We start from the raw sequence: 20,046 nt of genomic DNA, 5'->3' as shown, positions 1-20,046 counted from the left end.
GGAAATAGGTTGCGCGAGATTATAGAGATCTGACGCACTAAAAACCAGTGTTTAGCGCCCTCTGCCTGAGTTTTTACATGCTTTATGCTACCAGCCAGCAGAGAAAGTGGTATTCTCAGTTTCATCTCGCAAGCCTGACTTGTGGTAACTATTAACCTGCTAACCCTGTGACCTGCAACCCTGTTTGCAGCGCCTCGACAAGGAGACTTATCGTGTCTGAACTGTCTCAATTATCTCCGCAGCCGCTGTGGGATATTTTTGCGAAAATCTGCTCCATTCCACACCCTTCTTACCATGAAGAACAGCTTGCCGAACATATTATGGGCTGGGCGAAGGAAAAAGGTCTGCATGCTGAACGTGACCAGGTTGGCAACATTCTGATCCGCAAACCTGCTACCGCAGGGATGGAAAACCGTAAACCGGTTGTGCTGCAGGCGCACCTGGACATGGTGCCACAGAAGAACAACGACACCGTTCACGACTTCACCAAAGACCCGATTCAACCGTACATCGACGGCGACTGGGTGAAAGCACGCGGCACCACGCTGGGCGCGGATAACGGCATCGGTATGGCCTCTGCGCTGGCCGTGCTGGCCGACGACAGCGTTGAGCACGGTCCGCTGGAAGTGCTGCTGACCATGACCGAAGAAGCGGGCATGGACGGCGCGTTCGGTCTGCAGGCGAACTGGCTGCAGGCGGACATCCTGATCAACACCGACTCTGAAGAAGAAGGTGAGATCTACATGGGCTGCGCGGGCGGGATTGATTTCATCTCTACCCTGCCGCTGTCGCGCGAAGCGATTCCTGCGGGCTTCCAGACTTTCAAGCTGACGCTGAAAGGGCTGAAGGGCGGCCACTCCGGCGGTGATATTCACCTGGGGCTGGGTAACGCCAACAAGCTGCTGGCGCGCTTCCTGGCAGGCCATGCGGCCGAGCTGGATTTGCGTCTGGTGGACTTCAACGGCGGTACCCTGCGTAACGCGATTCCGCGCGAAGCGTTTGCCACCGTGGCGGTTCCCGCGGCAAAAGCGGACGAGCTGAAAAAACTCTCCAGCGTATACCTGGATATTCTGAAAAACGAACTGTCGGCGAAAGAGAAAAACCTGACCGTAGTGCTGGAATCTGTATCTACAGATAAAGCCGCGCTGACCGCGCAGTCTCGTGACACCTTCGTTCAGCTGCTGAACGCGACGCCAAACGGCGTGATCCGCAACTCTGACGTGGCGAAAGGCGTGGTGGAAACCTCACTGAACGTGGGCGTGGTGACCATGAGCAACGACAGCGCGGAAATCATCTGCCTGATCCGCTCTCTGATCGACAGCGGTAAAGAGTATGTGGTGAGCATGCTGGAATCTCTGGGCACGCTGGCGGGCGCGAAAACGTCTGCAAAAGGCAGCTACCCGGGCTGGCAGCCGGATGCAAGTTCTCCGGTGATGGCGCTGGTGCGTGAAACCTATCAGCGTCTGTTCAACAGCACGCCGAACATTCAGGTGATCCACGCCGGTCTGGAATGTGGCCTGTTCAAGAAACCGTATCCGGACATGGACATGGTGTCCATCGGGCCAACCATTACCGGCCCGCACTCGCCGGATGAGCAGGTTCATATCGAAAGCGTTGGTCACTACTGGACGCTGCTGACTGAGCTGCTGAAAGCGATCCCTGTTAAGTAATATCCTCACCCCAGCCCTCTCCCAAAGGGAGAGGGTGAAAAACGTAGGCCCGGTAAGCTTAGCGCACCGGGCTTTTTTACAATCCCAAAACCAGCTGTCGCTCTAACTGCGGATCCAGCAGCGTGACGTGCAATCCCACCAGCCTCACCCCTCGCCCGCCCCGGCGCTCTTCCCATGCCTTTTTCGCCGTCGCAATGAGATCGTCCTTATTCAGACGCGGCCAGACGTGTTCCTGCGTGGTCTGCTGGAAGTCGTTGAATTTTAATTTGATACCCTGACGGGCAATCAGCAGGTCCGGCTTCACCTTGCTTAAGCGTCGTTCCAGCTCCGGGTAAAGCTGTTCCGTGATAATGGTTTCGCATTCGGACCAGTCATGAATATCTTCACTGAGGGTGCGCTCAACGCCGACGGATTTTCGTAGCCGTTCGCTGTTCACATCGCGATCGTCAATCCCCTGGCTGCGCTCCCACAGCACGCGGCCAAACTTTCCAAAGCGCTTGAGCAGCATGGCGAGATCGCTTCGCTGCACATCTTCGCAGGTCCGTAGCCCCATGCTTTCCAGCTTTGCGGCGGAGACTTTTCCTACCCCAGGTATTTTGCCAAGCGGCAGCGTTTTCAAAAACGCCGGCACCTCGTCAGGCGTAATGACGTATTGACCGTTGGGCTTATTTAAATCGGAGGCAATTTTGGCGAGAAATTTCACGGGCGCGACGCCCGCCGAAGCCGTCAGATTCAGCTCGTTGAAAATCGTCTGGCGGATCTCCTGCGCCATCAGCGTGGCGGAGCCGTGGCAGTGCAAGCTGTCGGTCACATCCAGATAGGCTTCGTCCAGCGACAGCGGCTCGATCAAAGAAGTATAGCGGGAGAAGATTTCCCGAATATGGAGGGAAGCCTCTTTATAGGCTTCAAAACGGCCGGGCAGAAGCGTGAGATGAGGGCAAAGCTTTAAGGCCATCGCTGTCGGCATCGCGCTGCGCACGCCAAATTTGCGCGCAGGATAGTTGGCGGTGCTGATGACACCACGCTGAACGCGGCTGCCGCCAATGGCGATGGGAATATCCCGCAGCGCCGGGTTGTCACGCATCTCCACTGCGGCAAAAAAGCAGTCCATATCGACATGGATTATTTTGCGCATAGTAAGCCCTCACTCATCACTGGATAAGTATACAGTAAACAAATGAGGGTTGAGAAGCAGATGTGAGAACGCCGGGTGGCGGCTTTGCCTTACCCGGCCTACAAAAAAATTAAATAATGCGCTGCTGTTCGCGGGCCATCCTTTTCTTCCGCGCATCGCACGGTTCCGGGCAGTCGCAAACCTTTTCCATCCCAATAGAGGAAATACCGCCGCAGCTGCCCTGAATGCTTTTCCGCTTAACGATCCAGCCTAACGACATGCCGAAGATGACAAGCACAAACACCACAAAGGTTGCCAGAAACGTCAGCATCATCAGCCTCCAAAGTCATCGAGCAAGATGTTCTCATCTTCGACACCGAGATCTTTCAGCATCTTAATCACGGCGGCGTTCATCATCGGCGGACCACACATATAGAACTCGCAGTCCTCAGGCGCCGGGTGCTGTTTGAGGTAGTTTTCATACAGCACGTTGTGGATGAACCCCGTATAGCCCGTCCAGTTATCTTCCGGCTGCGGATCGGAAAGCGCCACGTGGAAGGTAAAGTTCGGGTTTTCACGCGACAGCTGTTCAAACTCATCTTCATAGAACATCTCGCGCAGCGAGCGCGCTCCGTACCAGAAGCTGATCTTACGCTGGCTACCCAACCGCTTGAGCTGGTCAAAGATGTGCGAGCGCATCGGGGCCATACCGGCACCGCCGCCGATAAACACCATTTCCGCGTCGGTATCTTTCGCGAAGAACTCCCCGAACGGGCCGGAGATCGTCACCTTATCGCCAGGCTTCAGGGACCAGATGTATGACGACATGACGCCCGGCGGTGCATCCGGCACATTCGGTGGCGGCGTGGCGATACGCACGTTGAGCATGATGATGCCCTTCTCTTCCGGGTAGTTGGCCATCGAGTAGGCGCGCAGCGTCGGCTCTTTCACCTCAGATACAAAGCGGAAGAGATTGAATTTGTCCCAGTCGGCGCGGTACTCATGCGGCACGTCAAAGTCCGCATAGGCCACAGCGTGCTCCGGGCACTCAATCTGAATGTATCCTCCGGCGCGGAACGGGACATGCTCGCCTTCCGGCACCCGCAGCTTCAGCTCTTTAATAAAGGTGGCTTTGTTATCATTAGAGATAACCTCGCACTCCCATTTTTTGACGCCGAAGATCTCTTCCGGCAGCTCTATCTTCATGTTCTGACGCACCGCGACCTGGCAGGCCAGACGACAGCCCTCTTTTGCCTCACGCTTTGTGATATGCGCCAGCTCGGTTGGCAGAATATCGCCACCGCCCTCTTTTACCGTCACGCGGCACTGCCCGCAGGAACCGCCGCCGCCGCAGGCTGAGGAGACAAAAATGCCGTTACCGGAGAGCGTGTTGAGCAGCTTGTCTCCCGCCGGCGTGCGGATCTGATTCTGCGGCTCGTCGTTAATATCAATGACCACGTCGCCGGAATTCACCAGCTTCGCGCGCGCCGCCAGAATAAGCCCTGACAGCACCAGTACAATCAGCGTGAACATCACCACGCCAAGGATAATTTCCATCTGTTTGCCCTTATAGCTGCACACCGGAGAAGGACATAAAGCCCAGCGCCATCAGCCCGGTGGTGATAAAGGTGATCCCCAAGCCACGCAGACCCGCAGGCACGTTGGCATACTTCATTTTCTCGCGGATCCCCGCCATGGTGACAATCGCCAGCATCCAGCCGATGCCGGAACCAAAACCGTACACTACGGATTCGCTGAAGTTGTAATCACGCTGCACCATAAACGAGACGCCGCCAAAGATGGCGCAGTTCACCGCGATCAGTGGCAGGAAGATCCCCAGCGCGTTGTAGAGCGACGGGAAATACTTATCGAGGATCATCTCGAGGATTTGCACCAGCGCCGCGATCACTCCGATAAAGGTGATGAAGTTCAGGAAGCTGAGATCAACTCCTTCCACCAGCGCGCCGTCCCGCAGCACAAAGTTGTACACCAGATTGTTGATCGGTACAGATAAGCCGAGCACCACGGTGACCGCGATACCGAGACCAAATGCCGTCGACACTTTTTTGGAAACCGCAAGGAATGTACACATGCCGAGGAAAAACGCGAGCGCCATGTTTTCAACAAACACCGCCCGCACAAACAAACTCAGGTAATGAGCCATTGTCGGTTACTCCTTTTCCTGCTGTTCTGGCTTCAGCGTACGAATCAGCCAGATCAACAAACCGATAATGAAAAATGCGCTAGGAGCCAGCAGGAACAGGCCGTTTGGCAGATACCAGCCGCCGTTCTGCACCGTGTCCAGCACCGTGATGCCAAACAGCTTGCCGCTGCCAATCAGCTCGCGCAGGAACCCAACGGTCAGGAGGATCACGCCGTAGCCAAGGCCGTTGCCGATGCCGTCCATAAAGCTCGCCAGCGGCGGCATTTTCATGGCGTAGGCTTCCGCACGCCCCATGACGATACAGTTGGTAATGATCAGCCCGACAAACACCGAGAGCTGCTTTGAGGTTTCATAGGCGAAGGCGCGCAGCAGCTGATCGACCACGATCACCAGCGAGGCGATGATCGCCATCTGTACGATGATCCTCACGCTGTTGGGAATGTGGTGGCGGATCATTGAGATAAACATGCTGGAGAATGCCGTGACCAGTGTGACCGCCAGCGTCATCACCACCGCCGTTTCCAGCTTGGTCGTTACCGCCAGAGCGGAACAGACGCCCAGCACCTGGAGCGTGATCGGGTTATTGGCTAACAGTGGGCCAATGAGCACCTTTTTAACTTCTTTCAGTTCACCGGTATCAGCCATTGTTCAGCGCTCCTTCACGAACGTTTTTCAGGAAAGGACCAAAGCCCAGCTCGCCCATCCAGAAATCAAAACTGTGCTGCACGCCTTTTGATGTGAGCGTAGCGCCGGAAAGCCCGTCAACGGCGTAGTCGTCACCGGGACGTGCCGCCCCTTTCATCACCTTCAGCGCAGGCAGACCGTTATCGTCGAGCACTTTCTTGCCGACAAACTGTGCCCGCCAGTTAGGGTTCTCAACTTCGCCACCCAGCCCCGGCGTTTCGCCCTGGTCGTAATACGTAATGCCTTTTACGGTGCGCCCATCGGTATCAAGGGCCACAAACGCGTACATCATTGACCACAGACCGTTACCGTAAATAGGCAGTACCACTTCCTGAATACGTTTTTGGGGGTCGCGAACCAGATAGATTTCGGCCAGGTTGCTGCGACGCTTAATCCCGGCGGGATCTTGCGATGCCTCCAGCGTCAGGCTCATCTGCGGATCTTTAAGCGCCAGCGCCTGGTTGAATTTTGCCGGGTCTTTATCCAGCAGTTCACCCGTTTTTAAATCCACCAGACGCGCCGAAATACGTTCAGCAAAGACGGCCGAAACGTCATCTGCGCTCATTCCTTCCTGCATCAGCCCGGCAACGGCAAGAATGTTGCGCTGTTTATCCAGCGCACGTTGCTCCTGCTGCAGGGGTTTTAACCCCACGGCGGAACCGGCCACGACAATAGAACAGACCAGACAGAGCACCAGCACCACCAGCAGCGTTTTGCTGATGCTGTCGTTATTTTTAACCTCAGCCACGCGCCTTCCTCCGCTTAATGTTGGCCCGCACCACCAGGTAATCGAAGAGCGGCGCAAACAGGTTGGCAAACAGAATGGCCAGCATCATCCCTTCCGGATACGCCGGGTTGACCACGCGGATCAGAACGCACATCGCGCCAATGAGCACGCCATAGCTCCATTTACCTTTGTCAGTAAACGAGGCAGAGACGGGGTCCGTCGCCATGAACATCATGCCGAACGCGAAGCCACCCAGCACCAGATGCCAGTACCACGGCATGGAGAACATCGGATTGGTGGTCGAACCGATAACGTTGAACAGGGTGGCGGTCAGCACCATGCCGATCATCACGCCCGCAACGATCCGCCAGGAGGCCACGCGACCAAAAAGAATGATCGCGCCGCCAAGCAAAATCATCAGCGTAGAGACTTCTCCGATAGAGCCCGGAATATTGCCAATAAAGGCATCAAACCAGGTGACTGGCTGACCCGTTGCGTTGTTAACCAGCGTTTCGCCGCCGTGTGCCGCCCACTGTGAAAGCGGCGTCGCGCCGGAAAAACCGTCTGCCGCCGTCCACACGAGGTCGCCCGAGATTTGCGCCGGATAAGCAAAGAACAGAAACGCGCGTCCCGCCAGCGCCGGGTTGAGGAAGTTCCGCCCGGTGCCGCCGAAGATCTCTTTGGCTATCACCACGCCGAAGCTGATGCCAAGCGCCGCCTGCCAGAGCGGAAGCGTCGGGGGAACAATCAGGGCAAACAGGATAGAGGTAACGAAGAAGCCTTCGTTGATCTCATGTTTACGGATAATGGCAAACAGCACTTCCCAAAAGCCGCCCACGACGAATACCGTGATGTAAATCGGCAGGAAGAACACCGCGCCCAGCGTCATCATGCTGATCCAGCCCGCGTCTGGCGCAAAGTTCACCCCTAACGACTGGGCCAGACGGTAGTGCCAGTCGGACTGGATCACCTGCGCCAGCTGCTGTGCATCGTACATGTGGTGCAGCGCCGGAATGGTCTGCAGGCCAACGTTGTACATGCCCCAGAACATCGCCGGGAAGACGGCAAACCACACCAGAATCATCATGCGTTTCAGGTCGATGGCATCGCGAACGTGCGCCGCCCCTTTCGTCACCAGGCCCGGCGTGTAGAAAATGGTCGTCGTTGCTTCATATAACGGGTAGTACTTTTTGAGCTTCCCTTCGGTAAAGTGCGGCTCAATTTTTTCAAAGAGGTGTTTTAAGCCCATCGGTTATCCTTCCTGCTCAATGCGGGTTAACACCTCGCGCAATACCGGTCCATATTCGTATTTGCCCGGACAGACATAGGTACAGAGCGCCAGATCTTCTTCGTCCAGCTCCAGACAGCCCAGCGCCTGCGCGCCGTCGGTATCGCCGGCCAGAAGATCGCGCAGCAGCACGGTGGGAAGAATATCCAGCGGCATGACGCGCTCGTAGTTGCCAATCGGGACCATGGCGCGCTCGCCACCGTGCGTGCTGGTTGAGAAGTTAAACAGCTTATTACGCAGGAAGTGGCCCAGCGTGGTTCGGGTGACGGAGTATTTTTCTGCGCCTGGCAGAACCCAGCCAAACAGCTCTTTCTCCCGCCCTTCCTGCACAATGCTGACCTGCAAATGGAAACGTCCCAGGTACGCGTGCGCATTGGCAGCATGGCGACCGCTGAGGACCGATCCGGAAATCAGGCGATTTTCGCCCTCTTTCGTTTCCCCCACCAGCAGTTCGTTGATGTCAGCGCCCAGCAGCGTCTTCACCAGGCGCGGATTTGCAGCCTGCGGTCCGCCGATGGCGATTATCCGTTCAGCGCAGAGTTCACCCGTAGTAAAGAGCTTACCGATGGCGATGACGTCCTGATAGTTAAGGTGCCAGACCTGTTTCGTCAGGCTGACTGGCTCAAGGAAATGGATGTGCGTCCCGGCCAGCCCCGCCGGATGCGGGCCAGAAAATTCATTAAACGTGACCAGCCCCAGAGGATGGCCGCCAAGCTTGCCGCCGCCGGCCTGGCAAACGTGCACTTTTCCGGGCGTGAGGCGGGTTAGAATTGTGAGTCCTGCATCAAAAGCTTTTCGCTGCGCCAGGATAACCGGTTCCGGGTCCACGCTGAGCGGGTTGGTGTCGATGGCCGTGACGAAAATCGCGGCCGGCTCCGTGCCCGGAACAGGGGATTTGCTGAAGGGGCGCGTACGAAGCGCGGTCCATAAACCGGACGCCAGGAGCTGATCCTGAACGGCGTTACGGTTCAGCGACGCGAGCTCTGCGGCGTCGTAATGGGCAAATTCACGCTTGTCATCGCCCTCAATGCGGATAACCACCGACTGCAGAACGCGCCGCTCGCCACGGTTGATGGCCACAACGGTGCCGCTCGCGGGGGCTGTGAACATCACGCCGGGATTTTTTTTGTCCTCAAAGAGCGCCTGTCCTTTGATAACGCGATCGCCCTCCTGTACCAGCATTGAAGGACGCATACCCAGGTAGTCTTCGCCCAAAATGGCGACATGACGGACACTTGCGCCTGTCGAAACGTGCTGCGCTGGCACGCCTGCAATCGGCAGATCAAGTCCTTTTTTAATTTTAAACATGTGGTTAGCAGGTTTCCATGAACAACAATCCAGTGGGCGCAAAGTGTAACATTTTCCCCTTCCCGCGGGCAGGGAATCCGCCGTCGCGCGCGCCAAATTGCGAGCTAATGCGCAAAGTTCCTGGAGCCATCGCAATTTTGATGGTTTATAAAGTAAAACTAATTTGTAAACTCACCGCCCGGCTCTTGCGAAAATCTATAGCGGTGCTAATGTGAGCGCTCCTAACAGAATAATCTGATTTCGGGTCTCTTTTGCCGTCCTGGCAAGTTGGTCATGGTTTTATCAAGGAACTAGTAGTATGCGTAAAATCGCATTGTTCATTGCGATGCTTCTGATGCCGTGCATGTCGTTTGCCGGACTGCTCAGCAGTAATAGCTCAACGACGCCGGTCAGCAAGGAATATAAACAGCAGTTAATGGGATCGCCGGTTTATATTCAGATCTTCAAGGAAGAGCGCACTCTCGATCTGTTTGTCAAAATGGGCGAGACATATCAGCTGCTTGATAGTTACAAAATTTGTAACTACTCCGGCGGACTGGGGCCAAAACAGCGTCAGGGCGATTTCAAAAGTCCGGAAGGGTTCTACAACGTTCAGCGCAGCCAGCTCAAGCCTGACAGCCGCTTCTATAAAGCCATTAACATCGGCTTCCCGAATGCCTATGACCGTGCACACGGTTATGAAGGTAAATATTTGATGATCCACGGTGCCTGCGTGTCTATCGGCTGTTATGCGATGACCGACTCCGGCATTGATGAGATTTTCCAGTTCGTGACGGGCGCGCTGGTCTTTGGGCAGCCTAACGTACAGGTCAGCATCTATCCGTTCCGCATGACGGACGCCAACATGGCGCGTCACAAGTACTCATACTACGCGGATTTCTGGAAACAGCTGAAGCCGGGTTACGACTACTTTGAGCAGACCCACAAGCCACCGGTGGTCTCTATCGTCGATGGCCGTTACGTGGTCAGCAAACCGCTGAGCCACGAAGTCGTCCACCCGCAGCTGGCGTCAAATTACACGGTCACCGAGACAAAATAGTACCCACTCGCCTGGCATAATCTTTTGCCAGGTTTCGTTGCCCGTCAGCGGCTGCGTTGCGATAACAGTGACCACATCGTTCGGTGTGGTCTCCTTCTGAAAGTCTATCTCCACATCCTGATCGAGCAGCGTCGCAACGCCAAACGGCGCACGGCGGGTGATCCAGAACAGATTCGTCGAGCAGAACGCCATCACATAGCGGCCGTCAGAGAGCAGCATGTTGAACACGCCTTTTTCACGCAGTTCAGACGCCAGCGTCGCGATGTATTTGAATACGGCAGTCATGTTGCCGGGCGTGCGGGGATAGCGCTCCGTCAGCTTGTGCAGCAGCCAGCAGAAGGCTTTTTCGCTGTCCGTTTCGCCGACCGGGCGGAAATTGCCCGTCTCCAGCGACTTATAGCCCGTGAGCTGCCCGTTGTGCGCGTAGGTCCAGTTTCGGCCCCACAGCTCGCGGGTAAACGGATGGGTATTTTCCAGCGCTACTTCGCCACGGTTAGCCTGACGGATGTGGGCGATTACCGAGCGGGACTTGATCGGGTAGTCCTGCACCAGTTTGGCAATCGGTGAGTTAAAGCTGGGCTGTGGATCTTTGAACGTGCGACACCCTTTGCCTTCGTAGAAGGTGATGCCCCAGCCGTCTTTATGCGGCCCGGTTCCTCCACCGCGCTGAACCAGCCCGGTGAAGCTAAAGCAGATATCGGTTGGCACATTGGCGCTCATCCCGAGCAGTTCGCACATACAGCACCTCCACAAAACGCCTTAACGCGGGAAGGCGTAATTGTTGCAGCCAGTTTGGATTCGGACAGCGCGCAGAAACCGGAGCGTACACGTAGTACGTGAGGATTTCGAGCACTGCCCGGATTCAAAATGGCAAATAAAATAGCCTTCTTACTTAACCATCTCTTTTTCGATCAGCTGAATCAGGATGTGGATCACTTTGATGTGAATTTCCTGAATACGGTCAGCATAACCGAAGTGCGGAACGCGAATTTCGACATCCGCCGTACCGTCCATCTTACCGCCATCTTTACCGGTCAGGGTGATGACCTTCATCCCTTTTTCACGCGCGGCGGCGATCGCTTTGATCACGTTGCCGGAGTTGCCAGAAGTAGAGATCCCCAGCAGCACGTCGCCTTCACGGCCTACGGCTTCAACGTAGCGGGAGAAGATGTGGTCGTAACCGAAGTCGTTGCCTACGCAGGAGATGTGGCTCACGTCGGAAATCGCAATCGCCGGGTAGCCCGGACGGTTTTCGCGATAGCGTCCGGTCAGCTCTTCTGCGAAGTGCATAGCGTCACAGTGGGAACCGCCGTTACCGCAGGAGAGCACTTTGCCACCGGCTTTGAAGCTGTCGGCAAGCAGGACCGCTGCGCGCTGAATAGCGTGAATATTGGCATCATCTTTCAGAAAGTTCGCCAGCGTTTCCGCCGCTTCGTTCAGTTCGTTACGAATAAGATCCTGGTACATGAGGATAATCCTTCAGTATTGATGAAATAACACAGTGGAGTGTACCGGATAGCGGGAAAAGCGAGAAGCTAAAGCCATGCGAAACGTCCGGCGTTTTGATTTTTTGTGCCGGCTAAAACGCGAACAATGTGAACCAGGTTGTAATTATTTTGTAAACACATTGCTAAAGGAAATAACATCAACTACAACCATATCATCACAAGTGGTCAGACCTCCTACAAGCAAGGGAGCTTTTCTTTATGATGATTTTGAGCATTCTCGCAACCGTTGTTCTGCTCGGTGTGTTGTTCTATCACCGCGTGAGTTTATTCCTGAGCAGCCTGATTCTTCTGGCCTGGACGGCTGCGCTTGGCGTCGCAGGCCTCTGGAATATCTGGCTTTTAGTCCCTCTTGCCATCATTCTTCTGCCGTTTAACCTGGCCCCGATGCGTAAATCAATGATCTCTGCGCCGGTGTTCAAAGGCTTCCGCAAAGTGATGCCGCCAATGTCGCGCACCGAGAAAGAAGCGATTGATGCGGGCACCACCTGGTGGGAAGGCGATCTGTTCCAGGGCAACCCGGACTGGAAAAAGCTGCATAACTATCCGCAGCCGCGCCTGACCGCTGAAGAACAGGCCTTTATTGACGGCCCGGTGGAAGAAGCGTGCCGTATGGCCAACGACTTTGCCATCACCCATGAAATGGCCGATCTGCCGCCAGAGCTGTGGGCGTATCTGAAAGAACATCGCTTCTTCGCGATGATCATCAAGAAAGAGTACGGCGGTCTGGAATTCTCCGCTTACGCTCAGGCTCGCGTCCTGCAAAAGCTGGCAGGCGTCTCCGGGATCCTGGCGATTACCGTTGGCGTGCCTAACTCCTTAGGCCCGGGCGAACTGCTGCAGCATTACGGTACCGAAGAGCAGAAAGATCACTACCTGCCGCGTCTGGCACGCGGTCAGGAAATCCCATGCTTCGCGCTGACCAGCCCGGAAGCGGGCTCCGATGCAGGCGCGATCCCGGACACCGGCGTGGTCTGCATGGGCGAGTGGCAGGGCGAGCAGGTGCTGGGCATGCGCCTGACCTGGAACAAGCGTTATATCACCCTGGCGCCAATCGCCACCGTGCTGGGTCTGGCCTTTAAGCTCTCTGACCCGGAAAAACTGCTGGGCGGTGAAGAAGATCTGGGCATTACCTGCGCGCTGATCCCAACTTCTACCCCAGGCGTTGAAATTGGTCGTCGTCACTTCCCGCTGAACGTGCCGTTCCAGAACGGTCCGACCCGCGGTCAGGACATCTTTGTGCCGATTGACTACATCATCGGCGGTCCGAAAATGGCCGGTCAGGGCTGGCGTATGCTGGTGGAATGTCTGTCCGTGGGCCGCGGCATTACCCTGCCGTCGAACTCAACCGGCGGTCTGAAGTCGGTCGCGATGGGGATTGGCGCTTACGCTCATATCCGCCGTCAGTTCAAAATCTCCATCGGCAAGATGGAAGGTATCGAAGAGCCGCTGGCGCGTATCGCGGGCAACGCCTACGTGATGGATGCCGCGGCTTCTCTGATTACCTATGGTATTATGCTGGGCGAAAAACCGGCCGTGCTGTCCGCGATTGTGAAGTATCACTGTACCCACCGCGCGCAGCAGTCGATCATTGACGCGATGGATATCGCGGGCGGTAAAGGCATTATGCTCGGCGAAGGCAACTTCCTGGCGCGCGGCTATCAGGGCGCACCGATTGCCATCACCGTGGAAGGGGCAAACATCCTGACCCGCAGCATGATGATCTTCGGTCAGGGCGCAATCCGCTGCCATCCGTACGTGCTGGAAGAGATGGCTGCCGCGCAGAACAACGACGTGGATGCCTTCGATAAGCTGCTCTTCAAACATATCGGTCACGTGGGCAGCAACAAGGTGCGCAGCTTCTGGCTGGGCCTGACGCGCGGTCTTACCAGCGCGACGCCGACCGGCGATGCGACCAAACGTTACTACCAGCATCTGAACCGTCTTAGCGCCAACCTGGCTCTGCTGTCTGACGTCTCCATGGCGGTGCTGGGCGGTAGCCTGAAGCGTCGCGAGCGTATTTCTGCCCGTCTGGGGGATGTGCTGAGCCAGATCTTCCTGGCCTCTGCGGTCCTGAAGCGTTACGACGATGAAGGCCGTCAGGAAGCGGATCTGCCGCTGGTACACTGGGGCGTTCAGGATGCGATGTATCAGGCTGAACAGGCGATTGACGACCTGCTGGCGAACTTCCCGAACCGCTTCGTGGCGGGCGCTCTGCGCGCGGTGATCTTCCCGACCGGTCGTCACCATCTGGCGCCGTCCGACAAGCTGGACCACAAGGTGGCGAAGATCCTGCAGGTACCGAGCGCAACCCGCTCCCGTATCGGTCGTGGTCAGTATCTGACGCCGACGCCGCATAACCCGGTGGGTCTGCTGGAAGAGGCGCTGCTGGACGTGATGGCTGCCGATCCGATTCACCAGAAAATCTGTAAACAGCTGGGCAAAAACCTGCCGTTTACCCGTCTGGACGAACTGGCAAAACAGGCGCTGGCCGGCGGCATTATCAATAAAGATGAAGCCGCTCTGCTGGTGAAAGCCGAAGAGAGCCGTCTGCGCAGCATTAACGTGGATGATTTCGAACCGGACGAGCTGGCGACGCAGCCGGTAAAGCTGCCGGAGAAGCACCGCAAGCCTGAAGCGGCGTAACGCGTTTCGCTTATACAAACCCCGCCCCGCGCGGGGTTTTTTATTGCCACATTTTCTCGTAATGACGTGCTACAGTGTCAAAAAGCGGTCTTTTGAGGAGTCTGTATCGTGCCTGGTTTGAAGATTTCGATTTTGCAGCAACCTTTAGTGTGGATGGATGGCCCCGCCAACCTGCGCCACTTCGATCGTCAACTGGAAGACATTACCGGGCGTGATGTGATTGTCCTGCCGGAGATGTTCACAACCGGCTTCGCCATGGAAGCGGCACAGCAGTCAATGCCGCAGGATGAGGTGGTCGCCTGGATGCACGCCAAAGCGCAGCAGACCAACGCGCTGATCGCCGGGAGCGCCGCCCTGCAAACGGATCGCGGGCCGGTGAACCGCTTCCTGTTGGTGGAGCCGGAAGGGAAAGTGCATTTTTACGATAAACGCCACCTGTTCCGCATGGCGGATGAGCATCATCACTATGAAGCGGGTCACGAGCGCGTGGTGTTCGAGTGGCGCGGCTGGCGTATTCTGCCGCTGGTCTGCTACGACCTGCGCTTCCCGGTGTGGTCGCGCAACCGCAATGATTACGACCTGGCACTTTATGTTGCCAACTGGCCCGCACCGCGCTCCCTGCACTGGCAGTCACTGCTGGTGGCGCGCGCGATTGAGAACCAGGCGTACGTGGTGGGCTGTAACCGCGTGGGAACCGACGGCAACGGGCATCACTACCGCGGCGACAGCCGGGTGGTGAATCCGCAGGGCGAGATCATTGCCACCGCCGAGCCGCATCAGGCGACGCGCATTGATGCGGAGCTGTCGCTGACGGCGCTGCAGGAGTATCGCGAGAAGTTTCCGGCGTGGCAGGATGCGGATCCGTTTAGCATTGAGTGAAAAAAAAGCCGGGTGGCGGCTACGCCTTACCCGGCCTACCAATGTTGCTCGCTTCTTTTAACTCACCAGCGCCTGCCCGTCTTTGCGGCTTTCCGTCGCGGCCACGTAGTGGCCTTCCGGCAGGCGGTAAATCACCTGCGCACCGCCGAAGTTGTAATCCTGAAGCGGATCTTCCACCACGATCTGATGCCCCCGCTCGCGCAGCGCGGCGATGGTATTGCGATCGAAGGTCGATTCAACGATCACCTCCCTGCCCTGCACCACGCGCCAGCGCGGGGCATCAATTGCCGCCTGTGGGTTTTGCCCGTGCAGCATAATGCGCAGCGCCATCTGCATGTGCCCCTGCGCCTGCATCGGCCCGCCCATCACGCCGAAGGACATCAGCGGCTGGCCGTTGCCGTCCATCGCAAAGCCCGGAATGATGGTGTGGAACGGTCGCTTGCTGCCCGCCAGCGCGTTCGGGTGATTGGGATCCAGCACAAACCCGCATCCCCGGTTTTGCAGGCTGATCCCGGTATCCGGCACCACAATGCCTGAACCGAAGCCCATGTAGTTGGACTGAATAAACGACACCATCATCCCGCTGGCGTCGGCGGTGCTGATGTAGACCGTGCCGCTCTGGGTCGGGGAACCATAGACAAAATCAGAGGCGTGCTCGTGATTGATAAGCGCCGCGCGCGACTTCAGATAATGGTCGCTCAGCAGCTCTTTCGCCGCGAACGCCATATGGTCTTCATCCGCCACGTAGCGGTCGAGATCCGCCAGCGCCAGCTTCATCGCCTCAATGGACAGGTGCAGGGACTGCACGGAATCCGGATGATGCTGCTCAATGCCGCACTGCTCCAGAATGCCGAGCGCAATCAGCGTGGCGATCCCCTGGCCATTTGGCGGCAATTCCTGCACCGAACCGCCCGCGAAGTCGCGCGACAGCAGCTCTACCCAGTCCACGCGATGGTTTGCCAGATCTTCAGCCGTCAGGTGTGCGCCGTGTTCTTTGGCGAAAGCGGCAATTTTCTGCGCCAGCTCGCCGCGGTAAAAGGCTTCACCGCTGGTGCGGGCAATCAGCTCCAGCGAGTTCGCCTGCGCCGGGTTACGGAAGATTTCCCCCACGCGCGGGGCGCGGCCTTCCGGCGCGAAACAGGCGCTAAAACCCGGCTGATCTTTCAGCTTGCTATAGCCGCGCTGCCAGAGATGGCCAATCAGCGGGGAGACAGGGAAACCGTTGCGCGCGTAGTCAATAGCAGGCTGCGCCAGCGTGGTCAGCGGCAGCGTGCCGAAGCGTTCCGCCAGCGCCACCCAGCCGGATACCGCGCCCGGCACGGTCACCGCGTCCCAGCCAATTTCCGGCACCGCGGTTTTTCCGGCAAACAGATCCGCATGCCAGCTCGCAGGCGAACGACCGGACGCGTTCAGGCCGTGCAGCTTTTCACCGTCCCAGACGATGGCAAAGGCGTCGCTGCCGATCCCGTTGCCGGTCGGCTCAACCACCGTCAGCGCCATCGCGGCGGCAATGGCCGCATCAACGGCGTTGCCGCCCAGCTGCAGCATTTTCATTCCCGCCTGTGCCGCCAGCGGCTGCGACGTGGCGACGGCGTTACGGCCCATCATTGGCGGGCGGCGTGAAGCGTAACCGGACGTAAAATCAAGCGCTTTGGTCATCATGACTCCTTAGTCGTGGCGCGGATCGAGCGCATCGCGCAGCCCGTCGCCGAGTAAATTAAAGCCCTGCACGGCGAGGAAAATCGCCACGCCGGGGAAAACGGACATCCACGGCGCCTGCTCCAGAAACCCTTTCGCGGTGTTGAGCATGGAGCCCCATGACGGATTGGGCGGCTGCTGCCCCAGCCCTAAAAACGACAGGCTGGCTTCGGCGATAATCGCTGAGGCAATCGCCAGCGTGGCCTGCACGAGGATCGGCGACATCACGTTCGGCAGGACGTATTTGACGATAATCCAGCGATCCGGCAGACCAATCGCCCGCGCGCCGTCGATATACTCTTCGTTGCGAATAGCGATCACCTGACCGCGCGTCAGGCGGGCGAAGATCGGCATCGCCGAAAGACCGATGGCAATCATCGCGTTGGTCAGGCTCGGGCCCAAAAATGCCCCCAGCGCGATCGCCATGATCAGGAATGGACAGGCCAGCAGCGCCTCGATAAACCGCGAGATCACTCCGTCCCACATCTTCTGGAAGTAACCCGCCACCAGACCCAGCGGCACGCCGATGACCACCGCGATAACGACCGACATACAGCCCGCCATCAGCGAGGTGCGAGCACCCCAGATTATGCGGGATAAAATGTCGCGCCCCAGCTCGTCGGTGCCGAACCAGTACATCGCCGACGGCGCTTTGCGCACTGCCAGGAAGTTGGCTTTGACCGGGTCGAACGGGGCGATCCACGGCGCCAGCAGCGCCACCAGCACAAAGAATCCCACCACCACCGCGCCAATCACCGCGCTTTTGTTGGCGAGGAATTTCTTCAGCGCCCGGTTTTGCGCGCGCGGCAGCGCGGGCGTAACGGTTTGCGTCGTCAGTTCCGCCATGGTTAACCTCGCATTTTCGGGTTGATAAGGACGTAAAGCACGTCGGCCAGCAGGTTCAGCATCAGGAAGCCGATCGCCACGATCAGCACCACGCCCTGCACCACCGCGTAGTCACGGTTAAATACCGAGTCGACGATCATCTTGCCGAAGCCCGGAATGGTGAAGACCTGCTCGGTCAGCACCGCGCCGCCCAGCAGCTCGCCGAACAGCAGCGTAGTGAGGGTGATGACCGGCACCAGCGCGTTGCGAAACGCGTGCTTTAGGATCACCGCCTTCGGCAGCAGCCCTTTCGCCCGCGCGGTGCGGATGTAATCCGCTTTCAGCACGGCAATCATCGAGGCGCGGGTGTGGCGCATCAGCGTCGCCGCGAGGCCGGTTCCGAGCACGGACGCGGGCAGCAGCAGCGTTCGCAGGTTCTGAAGCGGATCTTCACTGAACGGCACGTAGCCGGATGCGGGCAGCCACTGCAGGTTCACCGAAAAGACCAGTATCAGCAGGATCCCCAGCCAGAAGTGCGGGATCGAGATCCCCGAGATCGCCACGAAGTTCGCCCCGTGATCGACCCAGCTGTTTTTGTTCACCGCCGCGAGGATCCCCATGCTGATGCCAAACACCAGCGCGATAATCATCGCCAGCAGGGACAACTCCAGCGTGACCGGCAGCTTGCTGGCGATCAGCTGCGTCACCGGTTCGTGCGTGCGTAAGGAGACGCCCAGATCGCCCTGCAGCGCCCGCGTCAGCCAGTGGAAATACTGCACGGGGATCGGCGCATCGAGGTTCAGCTCCGCACGCAACTGGGCGATGACCGCCGGGTCGCGCTCCTCCCCGGCCATGGCGATCAGCGGGTCGCCGGGCAGCAGCTTTTGCAGTCCGAACACCATCATGCTCACCAGCAGCAGGGTTGGTATAGCCAGCAGCAGACGTTTGCAAATCAGTTCCAGCATGGGTTCTCCTCAGGACCTTTATTTCGCCAGCGTCAAACCCGCTAGACGCACGATGCCGTCCGGGTACGGCTTAAAGCCCTGCACGCTTTTGTTCAGACCGAAAATGCGCGGCTCGAAGTAGAGGTAGGCAATCGGCATGTCGGTTTGCAGCTGCTTCACCACCTTGTCGTACAGCGGCTGGCGTGCGGCCTGATCGGTGCTCTGGCGCGCCTGGGTCAGCCACTCATCGACCTGCGCGTTGCTGTAGCGGCCGTCGTTAAGGGTGCCTTTGCTGTGGATAAAGCCGTAGATGCTGCCGTCCGGATCCGGGCGTCCCGACCAGCCGGAGAAGCTCAGCTGATAGTCGCCGCTCTGCTGTCGATCCAGCAGCGTGGCGAATTCGGTCATCTGCAGGTTCAGGTTAAATCCGGCCTCGGCGACCATCGCCTGCAGCACCTGGCCCACCTGCTGTGAGGTTGGGTTGTTCGGCACCAGCAGGTTGACGGTGAGCGGCGCGGTGACGCCTGCCGCTTTCAGCAGCGCTTTAGCCTTGTCGACGTCACGCGGCGGGACTGGCAGATTGACGTGATACGGGCTGACCGGGGAAAACGCCTGGTTTGCCGGGGTGTAAAGCCCTTCGAAGACCACCTGGTTCAACGCATCGCGGTCGATGGCCTGTGAAAACGCCTCGCGCACGCGGGCGTCCTTGAACGGATCGTTGGCCGGCACCTTGCCGTTGTTGATGTTGAAGGTGATGCCCTGATAGCCCAGGCCCGTCACCTTCGCCAGCGCCAGCTTGCTGTCGGCTTCGACGGTTTTAACGTCGCTTGCGGCGATGCCTTCGGTCAGGTCAAGATCGCCCGCGCGCAGGTTCGCGAGGCGCACGGAGGCATCCGGGATCGGCAGATAGATGATTTTGTCGAAGTGGTAGGCGCCTTTGTTCCAGTAGTTGTCGAAGCGGGTCAGCACGATGCGGTCCTGGGACACGCGGCTGTCGAATTTATACGGGCCGGAGCAGACCGGGTGGGCGGCAAAATCAGGCTTTTTGGCCGCCTCGGGGGCCATCATCGCGCCCGCGCGGTCGGTGAGCTGCATCAGCAGCGCGGCATCGGGGGTCTTCAGGTGCAGCGCAATCTGCATCGGGCCGGTGACCTCGACCGATTCAACGGAAGAGAGCTCGCTTTTACGCAGAGAGCCTTTTAAGGTCAGGGCGCGGTCGAGGTTGTATTTTGCGGCGGCGGCATCGAATTTCTCACCGTCGTGGAAGGTGACGCCTTCGCGCAGATTGAGCGTCAGGGTTTTACCGTCGTCACTCCACGCCCAGTCTTTAGCCAGGCCGGGGACGACCTTCAGATTTTCATCCACGTCCACCAGCCTGTCGCACAGGGAGGCAAAGACGAAGCGGCCATAGTAGGTGCGCGCCAGATGCGGGTCGAGCATGTCCGGGTCAGCGCCCAGGCCGATCCGCAGCACGCTTTCAGAATGGGCGGGCAGCGCCGCGCCAAGCAACATAACACTTCCCAGTACGGTCAAAAGAGAATTACGCATTGTCATT

At 57.9% G+C, this 20,046-nt stretch carries 18 protein-coding genes; 4 read left to right on the top strand and 14 right to left on the bottom strand.

From position 1 onward, the window contains the following. Positions 1–212: 212 nt before the first annotated feature. Entirely contained in the window at positions 213–1,670 is a 1,458-nt protein-coding gene (gene pepD, locus SPG90_RS00170; RefSeq protein ID WP_045400541.1) for a cytosol nonspecific dipeptidase, read from the top strand. A 76-nt stretch (positions 1,671–1,746) separates the two neighbouring features. Here the strand turns inward: pepD and dinB are convergent, their stop codons facing one another. The 8 genes from dinB to SPG90_RS00130 form a co-directional block, all read right to left on the bottom strand. Further along, a complete protein-coding gene (gene dinB / locus SPG90_RS00165) occupies positions 1,747–2,805 on the bottom strand; it encodes a DNA polymerase IV (RefSeq protein ID WP_045400538.1) in 1,059 nt (352 codons plus the stop codon). A gap of 109 nt (positions 2,806–2,914) precedes the next feature. Further along, positions 2,915–3,118: a (Na+)-NQR maturation NqrM gene (gene nqrM, locus SPG90_RS00160; protein ID WP_023615899.1), complete on the bottom strand. Its 204-nt coding sequence runs from the start codon at positions 3,116–3,118 to the stop codon at positions 2,915–2,917. Beyond that, positions 3,118–4,341 (bottom strand): NADH:ubiquinone reductase (Na(+)-transporting) subunit F, encoded by a 1,224-nt coding sequence (gene nqrF, locus SPG90_RS00155; protein ID WP_047174671.1) that lies wholly within the window; start codon positions 4,339–4,341, stop codon positions 3,118–3,120. Before nqrF ends, nqrM begins: the two co-directional genes overlap by 1 nt. Positions 4,342–4,351: 10 nt before the next feature. Then, the gene (nqrE, locus tag SPG90_RS00150) at positions 4,352–4,948 is read right to left on the bottom strand and encodes an NADH:ubiquinone reductase (Na(+)-transporting) subunit E (RefSeq protein ID WP_008500255.1); all 597 of its coding nucleotides are present in this window, start codon (positions 4,946–4,948) and stop codon (positions 4,352–4,354) included. 6 nt (positions 4,949–4,954) lie between these two features. Then, positions 4,955–5,593 carry an NADH:ubiquinone reductase (Na(+)-transporting) subunit D gene (locus SPG90_RS00145; protein WP_014882676.1) on the bottom strand — a complete coding sequence of 213 codons (639 nt, stop codon included), beginning with the start codon at positions 5,591–5,593 and terminating at the stop codon, positions 4,955–4,957. Beyond that, complete coding sequence (locus SPG90_RS00140) at positions 5,586–6,380, bottom strand: Na(+)-translocating NADH-quinone reductase subunit C (RefSeq protein WP_023310500.1); 795 nt, start codon at positions 6,378–6,380, stop codon at positions 5,586–5,588. Before SPG90_RS00140 ends, SPG90_RS00145 begins: the two co-directional genes overlap by 8 nt. After that, a complete protein-coding gene (locus SPG90_RS00135) occupies positions 6,373–7,608 on the bottom strand; it encodes an NADH:ubiquinone reductase (Na(+)-transporting) subunit B (protein WP_045356216.1) in 1,236 nt (411 codons plus the stop codon). The genes SPG90_RS00140 and SPG90_RS00135 overlap by 8 nt, the downstream gene beginning before the upstream one ends. 3 nt (positions 7,609–7,611) lie before the next feature. After that, positions 7,612–8,955, bottom strand: coding sequence for a Na(+)-translocating NADH-quinone reductase subunit A (locus SPG90_RS00130; RefSeq protein ID WP_322407810.1), 1,344 nt, complete (start codon positions 8,953–8,955; stop codon positions 7,612–7,614). 298 nt (positions 8,956–9,253) lie between these two features. On the opposite strand from SPG90_RS00130, the gene dpaA reads away from it, so the two are divergent. Next, positions 9,254–9,994 carry a peptidoglycan meso-diaminopimelic acid protein amidase gene (dpaA, locus tag SPG90_RS00125; RefSeq protein WP_248169910.1) on the top strand — a complete coding sequence of 247 codons (741 nt, stop codon included), beginning with the start codon at positions 9,254–9,256 and terminating at the stop codon, positions 9,992–9,994. Here the strand turns inward: dpaA and SPG90_RS00120 are convergent. Further along, positions 9,965–10,732 carry a class II glutamine amidotransferase gene (locus SPG90_RS00120; RefSeq protein WP_023310496.1) on the bottom strand — a complete coding sequence of 256 codons (768 nt, stop codon included), beginning with the start codon at positions 10,730–10,732 and terminating at the stop codon, positions 9,965–9,967. The genes dpaA and SPG90_RS00120 overlap by 30 nt on opposite strands. Positions 10,733–10,882: 150 nt before the next feature. Continuing rightward, entirely contained in the window at positions 10,883–11,461 is a 579-nt protein-coding gene (gene lpcA / locus SPG90_RS00115; RefSeq protein WP_010427884.1) for a D-sedoheptulose 7-phosphate isomerase, read from the bottom strand. Between the two features lie 239 nt (positions 11,462–11,700). On the opposite strand from lpcA, the gene fadE reads away from it, so the two are divergent. Then, positions 11,701–14,145, top strand: a complete 2,445-nt coding sequence (gene fadE / locus SPG90_RS00110; RefSeq protein WP_029739697.1) for an acyl-CoA dehydrogenase FadE — start codon at positions 11,701–11,703, stop codon at positions 14,143–14,145. Between the two features lie 108 nt (positions 14,146–14,253). Next, the gene (locus SPG90_RS00105) at positions 14,254–15,024 is read left to right on the top strand and encodes an amidohydrolase (RefSeq protein ID WP_213750903.1); all 771 of its coding nucleotides are present in this window, start codon (positions 14,254–14,256) and stop codon (positions 15,022–15,024) included. Positions 15,025–15,081: 57 nt separating this feature from the next. Here the strand turns inward: SPG90_RS00105 and SPG90_RS00100 are convergent, their stop codons facing one another. The 4 genes from SPG90_RS00100 to SPG90_RS00085 are packed head-to-tail and all read right to left on the bottom strand — an operon-like array spanning position 15,082 to position 20,045. Then, the gene (locus tag SPG90_RS00100) at positions 15,082–16,683 is read right to left on the bottom strand and encodes a gamma-glutamyltransferase family protein (RefSeq protein ID WP_322408151.1); all 1,602 of its coding nucleotides are present in this window, start codon (positions 16,681–16,683) and stop codon (positions 15,082–15,084) included. Between the two features lie 9 nt (positions 16,684–16,692). Further along, entirely contained in the window at positions 16,693–17,568 is an 876-nt protein-coding gene (locus tag SPG90_RS00095) for an ABC transporter permease (RefSeq protein ID WP_322407809.1), read from the bottom strand. A 2-nt stretch (positions 17,569–17,570) separates the two neighbouring features. Continuing rightward, the gene (locus tag SPG90_RS00090) at positions 17,571–18,512 is read right to left on the bottom strand and encodes an ABC transporter permease (RefSeq protein ID WP_023310491.1); all 942 of its coding nucleotides are present in this window, start codon (positions 18,510–18,512) and stop codon (positions 17,571–17,573) included. A gap of 18 nt (positions 18,513–18,530) precedes the next feature. Then, positions 18,531–20,045 carry an ABC transporter substrate-binding protein gene (locus SPG90_RS00085; RefSeq protein WP_174259815.1) on the bottom strand — a complete coding sequence of 505 codons (1,515 nt, stop codon included), beginning with the start codon at positions 20,043–20,045 and terminating at the stop codon, positions 18,531–18,533. Position 20,046 lies beyond the last annotated feature (1 nt).

Source organism: Enterobacter sp. D2 (assembly GCF_034427575.1).
In the GTDB taxonomy this organism is placed as follows: Bacteria; Pseudomonadota; Gammaproteobacteria; order Enterobacterales; family Enterobacteriaceae; genus Enterobacter; species Enterobacter cloacae_M.
The sequence above is the reverse complement of the archived record's forward strand: the minus strand, read 5'-3'. Positions and strand labels throughout refer to the sequence as shown.